The organism is Mumia flava (genome assembly GCF_002797495.1).
Lineage (GTDB): Bacteria > Actinomycetota > Actinomycetes > Propionibacteriales > Nocardioidaceae > Mumia > Mumia flava.
The window spans coordinates 456,502-469,601 of sequence record NZ_PGEZ01000002.1; the positions used below are offsets into that span (position 1 = coordinate 456,502).

At 70.1% G+C, this 13,100-nt stretch carries 14 protein-coding genes; 6 read left to right on the forward strand and 8 right to left on the reverse strand.

Going from position 1 to position 13,100, the window contains the following annotated elements; genetic code table 11:
* Positions 1–90: 90 nt before the first annotated feature.
* The gene (nrdR, locus tag CLV56_RS16215) at positions 91–582 is read right to left on the reverse strand and encodes a transcriptional regulator NrdR (protein ID WP_039342276.1); all 492 of its coding nucleotides are present in this window, start codon (positions 580–582) and stop codon (positions 91–93) included.
* Between the two features lie 375 nt (positions 583–957).
* Positions 958–1,236: a DUF6343 family protein gene (locus CLV56_RS16220; protein ID WP_039342278.1), complete on the reverse strand. Its 279-nt coding sequence runs from the start codon at positions 1,234–1,236 to the stop codon at positions 958–960.
* A gap of 117 nt (positions 1,237–1,353) precedes the next feature.
* Here CLV56_RS16220 and CLV56_RS16225 point away from each other — a divergent pair, with 117 nt between their 5' ends.
* Both CLV56_RS16225 and CLV56_RS16230 read left to right on the forward strand, forming a co-directional pair.
* Positions 1,354–1,905 (forward strand): DUF6318 family protein, encoded by a 552-nt coding sequence (locus CLV56_RS16225; protein WP_039342281.1) that lies wholly within the window; start codon positions 1,354–1,356, stop codon positions 1,903–1,905.
* A gap of 8 nt (positions 1,906–1,913) precedes the next feature.
* Positions 1,914–2,723: a hypothetical protein gene (locus tag CLV56_RS16230; RefSeq protein ID WP_100415288.1), complete on the forward strand. Its 810-nt coding sequence runs from the start codon at positions 1,914–1,916 to the stop codon at positions 2,721–2,723.
* Between the two features lie 50 nt (positions 2,724–2,773).
* Here the strand turns inward: CLV56_RS16230 and zwf are convergent, their stop codons facing one another.
* The 4 genes from zwf to CLV56_RS16250 form a co-directional block, all read right to left on the reverse strand.
* Positions 2,774–4,204, reverse strand: coding sequence for a glucose-6-phosphate dehydrogenase (zwf, locus tag CLV56_RS16235; protein WP_100415289.1), 1,431 nt, complete (start codon positions 4,202–4,204; stop codon positions 2,774–2,776).
* A 216-nt stretch (positions 4,205–4,420) separates the two neighbouring features.
* Positions 4,421–4,798, reverse strand: coding sequence for a VOC family protein (locus tag CLV56_RS16240; RefSeq protein ID WP_039342284.1), 378 nt, complete (start codon positions 4,796–4,798; stop codon positions 4,421–4,423).
* Positions 4,799–5,045: 247 nt separating this feature from the next.
* Positions 5,046–5,882, reverse strand: a complete 837-nt coding sequence (locus tag CLV56_RS16245) for an oligopeptide/dipeptide ABC transporter ATP-binding protein (RefSeq protein ID WP_100415290.1) — start codon at positions 5,880–5,882, stop codon at positions 5,046–5,048.
* Complete coding sequence (locus CLV56_RS16250; protein WP_157805199.1) at positions 5,810–6,088, reverse strand: hypothetical protein; 279 nt, start codon at positions 6,086–6,088, stop codon at positions 5,810–5,812. Before CLV56_RS16250 ends, CLV56_RS16245 begins: the two co-directional genes overlap by 73 nt.
* Before the next feature lie 117 nt (positions 6,089–6,205).
* On the opposite strand from CLV56_RS16250, the gene CLV56_RS16255 reads away from it, so the two are divergent.
* The 4 genes from CLV56_RS16255 to CLV56_RS16270 all read left to right on the forward strand — a co-directional run bounded on the left by CLV56_RS16255 (position 6,206) and on the right by CLV56_RS16270 (position 10,226).
* Positions 6,206–6,880, forward strand: coding sequence for a DUF2470 domain-containing protein (locus tag CLV56_RS16255; RefSeq protein ID WP_039342292.1), 675 nt, complete (start codon positions 6,206–6,208; stop codon positions 6,878–6,880).
* Between the two features lie 69 nt (positions 6,881–6,949).
* Positions 6,950–8,152, forward strand: a complete 1,203-nt coding sequence (locus CLV56_RS16260; RefSeq protein ID WP_039342294.1) for an acyl-CoA dehydrogenase family protein — start codon at positions 6,950–6,952, stop codon at positions 8,150–8,152.
* Between the two features lie 54 nt (positions 8,153–8,206).
* Complete coding sequence (locus CLV56_RS16265; protein ID WP_039342297.1) at positions 8,207–9,106, forward strand: YhjD/YihY/BrkB family envelope integrity protein; 900 nt, start codon at positions 8,207–8,209, stop codon at positions 9,104–9,106.
* A gap of 10 nt (positions 9,107–9,116) precedes the next feature.
* The gene (locus CLV56_RS16270; protein WP_039342355.1) at positions 9,117–10,226 is read left to right on the forward strand and encodes an AI-2E family transporter; all 1,110 of its coding nucleotides are present in this window, start codon (positions 9,117–9,119) and stop codon (positions 10,224–10,226) included.
* 196 nt (positions 10,227–10,422) lie between these two features.
* On the opposite strand, the gene CLV56_RS16275 is transcribed toward CLV56_RS16270, so the two are convergent.
* Together CLV56_RS16275 and CLV56_RS16280 are read right to left on the reverse strand one after the other, a co-directional pair.
* Positions 10,423–11,097, reverse strand: a complete 675-nt coding sequence (locus tag CLV56_RS16275; RefSeq protein ID WP_157805200.1) for a potassium channel family protein — start codon at positions 11,095–11,097, stop codon at positions 10,423–10,425.
* Positions 11,098–11,280: 183 nt separating this feature from the next.
* Positions 11,281–13,071, reverse strand: coding sequence for a chloride channel protein (locus tag CLV56_RS16280; RefSeq protein WP_100415292.1), 1,791 nt, complete (start codon positions 13,069–13,071; stop codon positions 11,281–11,283).
* Between the last annotated feature and the right edge of the window lie 29 nt (positions 13,072–13,100).

A 13,100-nucleotide genomic window follows, 5' to 3' on the forward strand; every position in this document is an offset into this window, starting at 1 on the left:
GTGCCTCTTCCCCTCTACGTGCTTCCCCGTGATGTGCTGCTGAGGTCCCGCCGGCTCGACCCGCCCCTTGCCGGTCGAGCCGGCGAACCCCTAGCTGTGCTTCGTCGACTCGGACTCCTTGACCAGGTCGCAGTCGGCGTCGGCCGCCATGAGCTCTGCGATCTCGTCAGCGAAGTCCGCCACGTCGGCGAAGTTCTTGTAGACGCTGGCGAACCGCAGGTATGCGACCTTGTCCAGCGCCTTGAGCGGCTCGAGCACAGCGAGCCCCACCTCGTGGGAGCTCACCTCTGCTCCCCCGCTTGCCCGCAGCGCGTGCTCGACGGCTTGGCCGAGCCGCGCCAGATCGTCCTCGGAGACCGGCCGGCCCTTGCACGCCTTGCGTACGCCGGCGACCGCCTTGTCCCGCGAGAACGGCTCGCTCGCTCCCGAGCGCTTGCACACCGTCAGCTGGATCTGCTCGACGGTGGTGAACCGCTTGTTGCACTCCGTGCACGTGCGGCGACGCTTGATCGCGCCCCCGTCGTCCGCGACACGGCTGTCGAGGACCCGGGTGTCGGTGTGTCGGCAGTACGGACAGTGCATCCCGAGCCCCTCTCGTGCGTCGAGTCCTGTGGATGGAGTGTGGAGAACCCGGTCGATCCTGTGGGTTCGTCCACGGCCCCGTGTGGACTAGATGTGGATAACTACATCCGTGTAAGTACTAGATGTAGTGGCAACCGTACGCCCGGTCCCCAGGGCTTGCAAACCCACTCTCGCGTGTTGGTCCGACATTTTTCTGAGGTGTCCGTCTGCGCAGGTCAGAGGCGGTTCGGGCCGCCCTGGCTCGGCGTGTCGCGGCGCGCAACCTGGTCCTTTCCGCTGGTCGAGGCGGAGCGAAGCGGCTCCTTCCGCTGGTCGAGGCGGAGCGAGGCGGCTCCTTCCGCTGATCGAGGCGGAGCGAAGCGACGATCGAGACCCTCACCCCCGGTGCCGTGGCCGCCCTTCCCGGTGCATGCGGCGCGCGACCACGACGGCGTCGATGATCGCGAGCACCGCCAGGAGTGCGGCGACGACACCGAGCTCCCGCACACCGGTCGCAGGGTCCGACATGAGGAATGCGCCGGCAGCCGCGACAGCGAACAGGATCGCGCCACCGATCGCGAGGACGAGACGGAGCCGGTACGGGCTGCGCGCCTTGGTGGGTTCGGTCCCCGTGTGCTGCAGATGAGGTCCGAAATGACTGGAAGAAGCACTCATGGCACACCCCTTTCGTGCCTACTTCGGTAGAACGCTCGAGCGCATCCGAACCTTCCCTCCACAACCCTGTGACAGAGGGTTACGTCTGACCCCCGGAACTCGCTACGGTCCTTCGTCATGACCCGCGCCGCCGTGCTGCTCGCAGCCCTCGGTCTTCTGGTCGTCGCGTGCAGCGGACCCGACCCCGCCGACGGCGAACCCACCCCCGACCCGACGCCCTCCCCGACTACGACGACGCCACCCGAGCCGGTCATGCCCGCGGCCGCGCAAGAGCAGACTGCCGAGGGAGCCGCGGCGTTCGTGAAGTACTGGTATCGGCTCCAGGCTCACGCGGCGACGACCGGCGACACGAGCGGACTAACTCGAGCCAGCCTGAAGAACTGCGACCCGTGCTCGTTGCTCGTCGACAGGCTGAACGAGATTTACGCGGCCGGCGGGTACTACGAGTCGTTCCCATGGCGACCGCAGATCGTAGGTGCCAAGCCCGAGCGGAAGTACTTCGTTGTCCTTACCGAGGTCAGTACCGACTCCTACAAGTTCCGCGAGTCCTCATCGGAGCCAGTCATAACCGTGAAGCCAAAGACAAGGCACCATCTGTTTCGGCTCAGATTCGGGACCAACGGGTGGCGGATGCTATTGATCGCAAACCAGACTCGACCGAGCGCATGAGCCTTGCAATGGCGTTGATCGCCGTAGTCTCGTCGGCCCTCATGGCGGACCCGATCGTTGGAGGTGACGACGCTCTCGACGAGGTCTACGCGTCTGGTGACGAGACGGTGAATGAGGATTCGTCGCCAGGCGGCATTGACGCACCGACAGCGCCAGGCGCGACCGGGCCGCAGCCGAAGTATCGGTACGAGCTCACATGCACCGAAAGCTCCGCCCAGTGCGCAACGACGTATCTGTGTCCTGAAGAGGGCCAGGTCCGGTACGACATCTACGTTCAGTACCCTGGCGAGCCGTGGCAGTACTCGGGTTCCGAATGCCGTGGTGGTGACGATCCGCCGCCGGCGGAGGCAGAGCTCCCGGAAGTCACCCCGGGCGATGTCCTCCGCGAGGTCCGACGCCTCCCGCTCCCCCGCGCCGACATCAACGTCCAGCCGTCCGGCACCACGCTCGTCAACCTCGACACGGTGTTCTCTACAAAGGCCCCGTCGTTCGAACGCACGGTCACGATCTTCTCCCAGCAGGTCGCCGTCACTGCGACACCGACCGCGTACACCTGGCACTTCGGCGACGGCACCACCCGTACGACCGACCACCCCGGCCGGCCGTACCCCGCACTCGACATCACGCACGCCTACGCCCGGGCCGACCGGACGTTCAGACCGCGGGTCGCGGTGACGTTCACGATCAGCTACTCGGTCGACGGCGGACCGACCCTGACCCTCGACCAGACCATCACGACCGACGGACCCGCGGTCGCGCTGGAGACCCGAGAGGCGGTGCCGGTCCTCGTCGACGACCCTGCAGGGGCGGGAGGCTGAGGGGTCTCGATCGCTCGCTTCGCTCGCGCCTCGACCAACGGAGCCCGGTCTCACTCCCCCAGCCACGGCTCCCGCCAGCCACCGTGGTCCGCGATCAGCGCATCGGCAGCGGCCGGCCCCCACGAGCCGGGCGCGTAGGGATGCACCGGCGGTGGCGAATCGAGCAGCGGCTGCATGATCCGCCACGTCTCCTCGACGCCGTCCTGCCGTGCGAACCGTGTGCTCTGCCCCACCATCGCCGCGTGTAGCAGCACCTCGTACGGGGTCGGGCCTTCGCCACCCTCCTCGGCGAACTCCATCTCCAGATCGACCGGCCCGATCCCCTGCAGATCCGCACGCCGCGCCTCGACCTGGAGCCACATCCCGGCGGACGGGTCGAGCCGGACGACGAGCTCGTTCGGGTTGGCGACGTAGCCCTCGGGCCCGAACCCCAACCGCGGCGGCCGCTTGAACACGAGCCGCACCTCCGTCGCCGTCACCGCCAGCTTCTTGCCGGTCCGGATGAAGAAGGGCACGCCGGACCAGCGCCAGTTCTCGATCTCGAGCCGCAGCGCGGCGTACGTCTCCGTGGTCGAATCGGACGCCACACCGTCGACGTCGCGATAGCCGTCGAACTGGCCCCGCACGTACTGCCCGGGGTCGGCCGCCTTCACCGCGCGGAACAGTGCGACCTTCGCGTCCATCAGGGTCGACGGGTCGCCACGCGACGGCGGTTCCATCGCGCACGCGGCCACGACTTGCATCAGGTGGTTCACGACGACGTCCCGCAGCGCGCCGACCGGGTCGTAGAAGTGACCGCGGTCGTCGATCCCGAACTCTTCGGCCATCGTGATCTGCACCGAGTCGACGTAGGTGCGGTTCCAGAGCGGTTCCATGATCGCGTTCGCGAACCGCAGGTGCAGGATCTCCTCCAGCCCCATCTTCCCGAGGTAGTGGTCGATCCGGTACAGCCGCGACTCGTCCACGTACCGGTGCAGCTCGTCCGCCAGCGCCCTCGCCGACGCCAGATCGTGCCCGAACGGCTTCTCGACCACGATCCGCGCCGCCTTCGTCAACCCCGCATCGGACAGCCGGTGCACCACCTCCGCGAACAGCGACGGCGGGATCTCCAGGTAGAACACCGGACTCCGCTTGCCCTCGATCGCCTTCCCCACCCGCTCGTACGTCGCGGCGTCCGTGAAGTCACCACTGACGTACGAGAACCTGCGCGCGAGCCGGTCGAACACCTGCGGATCGAGGTCCTCCCCGGTCGCGACGATGGACGTACGGGCGCGTTCGACCAGCTGGTCCATCGACCAGTCGTCGACCGCGACGCCGACGATCGGACAGTCGAGCATCCCGCGCCGTTCGAGCCGGTACAACGACCGGAACGTCATCACCCGCGCCAGATCCCCGGTGATGCCGAAGATCACGAGCACGTCGGCGGGTTGGGGATCGGCGCTCGTCGTAGCAGCGTCGTTGGTCGTAGCAGCGTCGTTCATGGACATGCCTTCCTCGACGGGATTCCATCGTGGCGCATCAGAGGCGTCGGGTCTCGATCACTCGCTTCGCTCGCGCCTCGACCAGCGGGGGCGGGGTGCTGGTCTCGATCACTCGCTGCGCTCGCGCCTCGACCAGCGAAGGGGGGTGCCCGTGTTTCGACCAGCGGGGGCGGGGTTGCCCACGCCTCGACCAGCGGGGCGGGGGCCGGCGCTCGACTAGCAGGACGAAGCGTCGATCGGTGGGGCCCAGCCCGGACGCGGGATCAGGCAGAACGAATGCCCGGCCGGATCGGCGTACGTGTGGTCGCGCAGCCGCCGCGCCCCGAGCGAGAGCACGGCTTCCGCAGCCGAGTCGAGGTCGTCGACCATGACGTCGAGGTGCATCTGCTGCGGCACGGCGGGATCCGGCCAGGTGGACGCGTGCAGATCCGGCGCCCGCTGGAACGCCATCCCCGACGTCGTCGCATCCCGCGACACCACCACGAAGTCACCATCGTCGTACGTGATCGGCTCACCCAGCACAGCCGACCAGAACGCCCCCACAGCCTGTGGGTCCGGCGCGTCGACGATGAGGTGATGGCGTCGCCCGATCACGTCGGCAGCGTACGCCTGGGGGGGTCTCGATCACTCGCTGCGCTCGCGCCTCGACCCACGGGGGCGGGCTGCGGTCTCGATCACTCGCTTCGCTCGCGCCTCGACCAGCGGGGGCGGGGTGCGGTCTCGATCACTCGCTGCGCTCGCGCCTCGACCAGCGAAGGGGGGTGCCCGTGTTTCGACCAGCGGGGAACGACGGGGTGATGGGGAGTGCTGGTACGCCGTGCTAGCACAGTGTGCGACGAATTTAACGTGACCCCTCTTCCTCCGGTGCGACGCGAAAACACCGGGCCTCGCCGCCGCCGTACCGCACCGGCTCCGGCATCTCGTCCACGCAGCGCTCGATCGCGATCGGGCAGCGCGCGACGTACGGGCATCCCAGCCCGGCTGCCTCCGCCGCGCTCGGCGCTGGTTCGCCGACGACGGCCTCCGGTTCGATCCGCCGGTCGTGCGGAGGCGGGACGCCGAGGAGAGCACGGGTGTACGGGTGGCGGGCCGCGCGGCGCAGCGTCTCCGCGTTCCCGGCCTCGACCGACCGACCTCCACACATCACGACGACGCGATCGCACACGGCGAGTGCGGGCTCGAGATCGGCGAACACGCGCAACACCCCGACCCCACCGCCGGACTGCGCCCCACCGGACCGCGCCCGCGCCCCACAGGACTGCGCCCCACCGGGCCGTGCGCTGTCGAGCCGCACCTGATCCAGCAGCGCCGCCACCGCCGCACGCGGGCCGGACTCCACCTCCGCCGACGGCACGTCGACGAGCAGCAGGTCGGGTTCGCGGAGCAGCGCCTCGACCACCGTCGCGACCCACAGCTCGGACTCGAACACCTGGAACGGGTGCTGCCGCATCAGCCTCTTCGGGTCCGCCACTCCCCCTTCACCGAGCCACTGGACCGCTCGAGCCCGCGCCGTACGGACATCACCGCCGGCGGCGCGGACACCTTCCAACAGGTACTCCGCGACGCGCTGCACCGGGTTCATCGCGCGCCGCGGCTCGGACGGGATCAGACCGACCTGGTCGCGGCGGTACGCCCGCAGGTCGTCGTCCGCCAGCGCCCGCACGTCCGTGCCGTCCACGCGCACCGACCACGCACCCGGACGTCGTCCGCCTCGGCCCGGGCGACGCAGGTGAGGACGTCGGACGCGCCGCCGCCGGGTTCGGCGACGAGCCCGACCAGCTCGCCGGCGTGCACCTCGACGTCGACGCCGCGGAGCACGTCGACGGGACCGCCCGCACCCTCACCCGGGACGCGCAGCGACAGCCCCGCCACCTCCAGCAGCATGCGCACCACCCCACCACCAGAGGCGAGCCCCTGCACGCCATGCGCCGCGTGCTGACCCTCCCGATCGCGAGCAAGATAGGTTAGGCTCCCCTAAATCGAGTGCGAAGGGGCGCGGCCATGTGCGACACACGGACGGACGAGACCAGGCTCGCCGAGCGCGCGCGTACCGCCCTCGCCGACGCCACCGTCGCCACCCTGTACGGCGGGGGCTGCCGCGTCGGTCGCGTGACCGACATCGTCGACATCGAGGACCGCGCCGAGGGCCCGGTCATCACGGTGTCCGCGGCGTCGCCGGCCGTCCAGGCGATGGTTCCCTGCCCGATCATCACGCTCGTGCTCCCCGGGCCAGGCAGCTTTCGGACCCTGCGTCTCGTCGGGACCACCAGCCCGCTGCCGGCCGAGAGCGACGGCGCCCACCGCTCGTACCAGCTCGGTCTGCTCTCCGTCCGCCTGGTCGGCACGACCTGCACCTCCGTGCCGGTCGCCGCCTTCCTCACGGCTGCGCCCGACCCGCTCCGCCAGTGGGCAACCAGCGCCGTACGGCACCTCGAGACCGCCCACAGCGCGGAGCTGCTGGCCTGCGTCCGCGCCCACGGACACGCGGCGGACGCCGTGCTCCCTCGGTCGATCGACCGGTACGGCCTCGAGCTCGCGGTCCTCAGCGCCGATGCTGTGTGCAGCGTGCGGCTCGAGTTCCCCGGCGGTCCGGTCAGCGGGATCGACGAGGTCGACGCCGGCCTGCGGATGCCCCTCACGTGTCGCTGCAGCGCCGGCGACCACTGCCAACCCTGACCGCGCAGACCTGACCGCGCAGACCTGACCGCGCCGTGCGCGATCCGCACACCAGTACGCTGAGCGGTCATGGACTTCACCCTCGACGAAACCCAGCAGAGCATCCGCGACCTGGCCCGCGACTTCGTCGACGCCGAGATCGTCCCGTACATCCGCGAGTGGGACCGTGCCGAGTCCGTCGACACGCGGATCGTCGCGAAGCTCGGCGAGATGGGATTCCTGGGCCTGACGATCGACGAGGAGTACGGCGGCACGCCGGTCGACATGCTCGGCTACACGCTGGTCTGCGAGGAGCTCGGGCGCGGGGACTCCTCCGTACGCGGGATCGTGTCCGTGTCGCTCGGACTGGTCGCGAAGACCATCGCGTCCTACGGGACCGAGGAGCAGAAGGCGCAGTGGTTGCCGGAGCTGACCTCCGGACGCGCGCTCGGGTGCTTCGGGCTGACCGAGCCCGGCTCGGGGTCGGACGCGGGGTCGCTGCGGACGCGGGCACGGCGGGTCTCGACAAGCTCGACCGGCGAGGGGGGCGGCTCGACCGGCGAAGGTGACTGGGTGCTCGACGGGGAGAAGACCTTCATCACCAACGGAACGTGGGCCCGCGTCGCGCTCGTGTTCGCGCGGACCGGCACCGTGGAGGACGGGGCTCGCGGGATCACGGCGTTCCTGGTCCCGACGGACTCCCCCGGTTTCACCGCCACCACGATCCACGGGAAGCTCGGGCTGCGCGGACAGGCCACCGCGTCCCTGTCCTTCGATGGCGTACGCCTCCCCGACTCCGCGCGGCTCGGCGAGGTCGGGAAGGGGTTCGGGATCGCGATGTCCGCGCTCGGCAAGGGCCGGATCTCCGTCGCGGCCGGCTCGGTCGGCGTCGCCCAGGCTGCGCTCGACGCCGCGACGAGGTACGCCACGGAACGCACGCAGTTCGGTGGGCCGATCGCGCAGAAGCAGCTCGTCCAGGAGCTGCTCGCCGACTCCGCCGTCGACATCGAGTCCGCACGCCTTCTGACGTGGCGCGCCGCGAGCCTGGTCGATCAGGGCGTCTCCGGCAAGGCGCTGACGTACCCGAGCTCGGTCGCGAAGCTCGCCGCCTCCGAGGCCGCCGTCCGGGTGACGAACCAGTGCCTCCAGGTCTTCGGCGGGTACGGGTTCGTCGACGAGTACCCGATGGGCAAGTACGTCCGCGACGCCCGCGTCCTCACGCTGTACGAGGGCACGAGCCAGGTGCAGAAGCTGATCATCGGACGGCACCTCACCGGCGTCGACGCGATGTAGCCGGGACACCCTGATGCGTCCCCGACACGCTCGAGCCCGGGGTAGATTGCGGCCGTGACCTCACGCCTGCGCGCCGCCTACGAGCGGGGCCGCACCACGTACGAGCAGGGCCGCGAGTTCGGGATGCGCGTGCGCGAGGGTGTGGAGGCCACGTTCATCGGCGCGTGCATGCGCAGGATGTACGGCATCGACGGGCGCAACCGCGCCGTGACGCTCGCGGGTCAGGCGTTCGTCGGGTTCATCCCACTGATGATCGTGGTCGCGTCGTTCTGGCCGCTGCGCGGCGACGACGAGGACGTCGGCGACAACATCATCGACGGCCTCGACCTCACCGGCTCCACCGCCGACGCGGTCGAGATGCTGTTCGGCAGCCCACCGTCGGCCAGCGGCGGGATCACCCTCATCGGCTACATCATCCTGATCATGTCGCTCAGCTCGTTCAGCCGGTCGATGCAGCGGCTGTTCGAGGCGATCTGGGAGCTCGGCCCGCGCGGGCTGCGCGGCACCTTCGAGTCCCTCGGCGCGACGCTCCTGCTGCTCGCGTGCTTCGTGCTCGTCGGGTACGCCGGCGTGCTCGTCGGCAAGCTCCCGCTGTCGCGCCTGCTCACCCTGCCGGTGACGGTTCTCGTGCTGACACCCGTCTGGGTGCTCCTGATCAGGATGATGACGTCCCGCCGGATCGAGGCGCGCCACCTGCTGCTGTCCGGTGTGCTGTTCGCGGTCGCGCAGGTGCTCGTCGGGTGGGCGACGCAGATCTACTTCCCGCACCTGATCGCCGTCGACGCACAGCGGTACGGCGTGATCGGCGTCGCGTTCGCCTTCGTGTCGTGGCTTGTCGTGATCGCCTACCTGTTCGTCGGGTGCGCCGTGCTCGGGCGCGAGGCGACGGACTGGGTGACGCGCCGGTGGCCCGATCTGCCGTGGGAGCGGACTCGCACCCATGTGATCCGGTAGCGTGCCGCGCGTGAGCACGCCTCCGCCCGAACCCCTGGACCCTTCCGCCTCCGGCATCACGTCCGGCATCCCCCGTGGTCTCCTGATCCTCGTCGGCACCGCCGCCGGGTTCATCACGCTCCTCGGGATCCGCGCGATGAACGACGTCATCGCCTCCACGTTCCTCGCACTGATCCTGGTGATCGCGGTCCAGCCCGTACGGGACTGGGCGATCGCGCGGGGGCTCCCCGGCTGGATCGGCAGCGTCGGTGCCGCGATCGCCGTGTACGCGATCCTGCTCGGCCTGGCGTTCGCGCTGCTGCTGTCCGGGGCGAAGTTCGCGACGCTGCTCGCGGACTACCAGCCGCAGTTCAACGACGTCATCCACGAGGTGAACTCCTGGCTCCTGAGCCTCGGCGTCGGCGAGGACCAGATCAAGGCGATCACGTCGTCGTTCGATCCGGGCCAGCTCGTAGACATCGTGGTCAGTCTCCTCGGCGGCCTCGCCGGGGTGCTCAGCAGCATGTTCTTCCTGATCGTGCTGATCTTCTTCATGATCATCGACGCCGCGAACTTCCCGGCCAAGCTCGCCCAGATCCCCGGCCAGCGCTCGACGGTCATGCAGGCCGCGCACTCCTTCGCGCAGGGCACCCGCAGCTACCTCGTCGTCTCGACCGTGTTCGGCGCGATCGTCGCCGTCTTCGACATCGGCCTGCTCTACGTGCTCGGCATCCCCGACCCGCTGCTGTGGGGTCTGCTCGCGTTCATCACGAACTACATTCCGAACGTCGGCTTCATCATCGGCCTCGTGCCGCCGGCCGTGATCGGGCTGCTCGACGGCGGCGTCGGGACCGCGCTCGCCGTGATCATCGGCTACTCGGTCCTGAACGCCATCATCCAGTCGGTGATCCAGCCACGCGTCGTCGGCCAGAGCGTCGGCCTGTCGGGCACGGTCACGTTCCTGTCGCTGATCGTGTGGGCCGGCGTGCTCGGCGGACTCGGCGCCCTGCTCGCCGTGCCGCTCACCCTGCTCGTGAAGGCGCTGCTGATCGACGTGGACGAGCAGTCCCGCTGGCTCGCGCCGCTGCTGTCCGGCGAGCCGGCACAGCCGAAGCAGGACCCACCCCCGACGGCGGTGTAGGCGAGTCGGGGCCCCCGTCGGTCGAGCGCACACCGCGACGACGGATGCCTCGCCTCTTTCCTCGCACACCGTGCTAGCACAGCGTGCGGGGAAACGTGATCGACGCCTTCGGTCTCACGCTGCTCCCCGCGGTCCAGCTCCGCCCGGCCGAGACGATCACGGCCGAGACGATCACGGCCGGGCGGGCGAGGCGCTGTCAGCGTCCGCGGCCGCGGCGGGGGTGACGCGGGCGCGGAGCTCGGACCCGGCCCAGGTTGCCGACGAGCAGCGCGACGATCGTGACCAGGTACAGCTGCCCGATCACCGCCTCGCTGACCGCGAGCATCCGCCCGGAGTCGTCGGCCGCGGTCAGGTCGCCGTACCCGGTGGTCGAGATCGTGGTGAGACTGAAGTAGAGGTACGTGATCAGGTTCTCGCCCTCGAGCCCCGTCGTCTCGGCGAAGAACCCGTCGTTGAGCGCGGCGAGGAACACGTAGCCGAACGTGTACGCCAGCGCGACGAGCAGGTAGATGCACAGACCGCCGGCGACGGTCTGCGCGCTCACCCGCGGCTGCTCGAGGATCCGCAGCACGATCATCACGATCGTCGCGATGCACAGCAGGACGTTCACCCCGGCGTAGGCCATCGCCGCCGGCTGGGCGTCGGCGAGCTGCGCGGACGAGCCGATCACCACCGCGAACACCACGAACGAAGCCGAGACCAGCAGCTCGCGACGCCGCGCGCCCGAGATCCACTGCGCGAACACGAGCAGCACGCCCAGCGATGCGCTCACCAGCGGCCGCAGCGCCGCCACGTCGATCGGGGACAGGATCATCACCCCGAGCAGCAGCAGGAGCAACAGTCCGAAGCGGTCCCTCTTCTCGTCGTTCACGGGCGACATGGTCTCGCGGAGAGCGCCGCGCATCCCGCAGGCGCGCCCGCTACCCCCGGTCGAGCCCGCCAAGACCCGAGTCTCGATCGCCCAACGGTGCTGGGCGTCCCGCCACCCGGTGGTCGAGGCGTGGGCGAGGAACGAGTCCTCGATCGAGACCTCGGGACCCGTCCGACGGCACGGTCAGGTGTGCGCGTGGAGGGCGGCGAGCACGCGCTGGTGCGTGAGCCAGCCGACCAGGTCCGTACGGTGTGCGTCGAGCACGGGTACGCCGCCGGGTGAGTCCGCGAGGGCCCCGAGCGCGTCGCCGATCGAGTCGTCCACACCGACGGCGCCTGGCGTCTCGACCACCGAGCCGAGCCTGCGTTCGTCGTGCTCGCCGTCCGCCAGCGCGTCGGCGAGCGCGGACGCGGTCGCCACGCCGACGTACCCGCCGTCGGCGTCGACGACCGGCATCAGCGCGTGCGGCGCCGCGGCGACCGCGTCGGCGGCGTCGCTCAGGGTGGCGCCGAGGGCCAGGGTCGGCCCGACCGGCTCCAGCACGTCACCGACCCGTACGGCACTCATCGCCGGCGAGCGCGGCGGCGCGTCCAGGTCGACGCCGCGCCGCCGGAGCTTCAGCGTGTAGATCGTGTCGTGCGACAACAGGTGGCTGACACCGGTGGCGAGGGCGATGGCGAGCATCATCGGGAGGATGATCGAGTACTCGCCGGTGAGCTCGAACAGGATGATCACCGCGGTGATCGGAGCGCGCGCGGACCCGGCGAACACCGCCCCCATCCCCACCAGCCCGTACACCCCGGCGGCTCCGGCGATCGCCGGAGCGACGTCGTTCAGGCCCTGCCCGAACGCGGAGCCGAGCATCGCGCCGATGAACAGGCTCGGCGCGAACACGCCGCCCGAGCCGCCGATCCCGATCGTCAGGCTCGTCGCGACCATCTTGCCGACCAGCAGCACGACCAGGAACCCGATCGCGTACGCCCCGTCGATGCTGCCCGCGAGCACCGGGTAGCCCACTCCGTACATCTCGGGGAGGAGCAGCAGGAGCCCTCCGAGCAGCAGCCCGCCGACGGCCGGGCGCAGCCACTCCGGCCCTCGCCACGCCCAGTCGCAGAGGTCCTCGATCACGTACAGGATCCGGGCGAAGCCGATCCCGACCGCGCCCGCCAGCAGGCCGAGCACGGCGAAGGAGAGGTAATGGACCGAGCTGTCGACACCGAAGGTCGGCAGGTCGAGGAATGCCTCGTTGCCGAGCGCGGCCCGCGCGATCACGCTGGCAGTGACGGAGGAGATGACGACCATGCTGAACGCGCGGGCGGCGAAGTCGCGCAGGATCAGCTCCATCGCGAAGAACACCCCGGCGAGCGGTGCGTTGAACGTCGCCGCGATCCCGCCGGCGGCACCGCAGGCGACCAGGACGCGCAGGCGCGCCTCGGGCATCCGTACGACCTGGCCGACGCTGGATCCGAGGGCGGCGCCGATCTGCACGATCGGGCCCTCGCGTCCGACCGAGCCACCGCCGCCGATGCACAGCGCGGACGCCAGTGCCTTCACGCCGGCGACCTGTGGCGGGATCCGACCGCCGCGACGCGCCACGGCGTCCATCACCTCCGGTACGCCGTGCCCGCGGGCCTCGCGCGCGAAGAACGACACCAACGGCCCGTAGAGCAGGCCGGCGACGACCGGCGTGAGGAGGACGAAGGACGCTCCGAGCGCCGGGAAGCTCGGGTTGCCGACGTGACCGAGCCCGGCGTAGTCGTCGTACCCGGTGAACGCGCGGGTGAAGGTCTCGATGAGCCAGCGGAACATGATCGCGCCGAGTCCTGCGCCCGCACCGACCACGACGGCGAGTGCGGTCAGGCCGGCGTTTCCGGAGCGGAGAGAGGTCGCGACACGGGCGCGTCCGTGCTGGAGCGGGACCGCGATCGGTCCGCCGGGTCCCGGAACCGGTGATGCCTCGTTCCCGAACGCCATGAGTTTCAGTATGCAACTACATCGTGACC

Excerpts from the sequence above, each read along its gene's own strand:
- nrdR (WP_039342276.1), bottom strand. The coding sequence starts at position 582 with ATGCACTGTCCGTACTGCCGACACACCGACACCCGGGTCCTCGACAGC.
- CLV56_RS16220 (WP_039342278.1), bottom strand. The coding sequence starts at position 1,236 with ATGAGTGCTTCTTCCAGTCATTTCGGACCTCATCTGCAGCACACGGGG.
- CLV56_RS16225 (WP_039342281.1), top strand. The coding sequence starts at position 1,354 with ATGACCCGCGCCGCCGTGCTGCTCGCAGCCCTCGGTCTTCTGGTCGTC.
- CLV56_RS16230 (WP_100415288.1), top strand. The coding sequence starts at position 1,914 with ATGGCGTTGATCGCCGTAGTCTCGTCGGCCCTCATGGCGGACCCGATC.
- zwf (WP_100415289.1), bottom strand. The coding sequence starts at position 4,204 with ATGAACGACGCTGCTACGACCAACGACGCTGCTACGACGAGCGCCGAT.
- CLV56_RS16250 (WP_157805199.1), bottom strand. The coding sequence starts at position 6,088 with ATGCTGCTGGAGGTGGCGGGGCTGTCGCTGCGCGTCCCGGGTGAGGGT.
- CLV56_RS16255 (WP_039342292.1), top strand. The coding sequence starts at position 6,206 with ATGTGCGACACACGGACGGACGAGACCAGGCTCGCCGAGCGCGCGCGT.
- CLV56_RS16260 (WP_039342294.1), top strand. The coding sequence starts at position 6,950 with ATGGACTTCACCCTCGACGAAACCCAGCAGAGCATCCGCGACCTGGCC.
- CLV56_RS16280 (WP_100415292.1), bottom strand. The coding sequence starts at position 13,071 with ATGGCGTTCGGGAACGAGGCATCACCGGTTCCGGGACCCGGCGGACCG.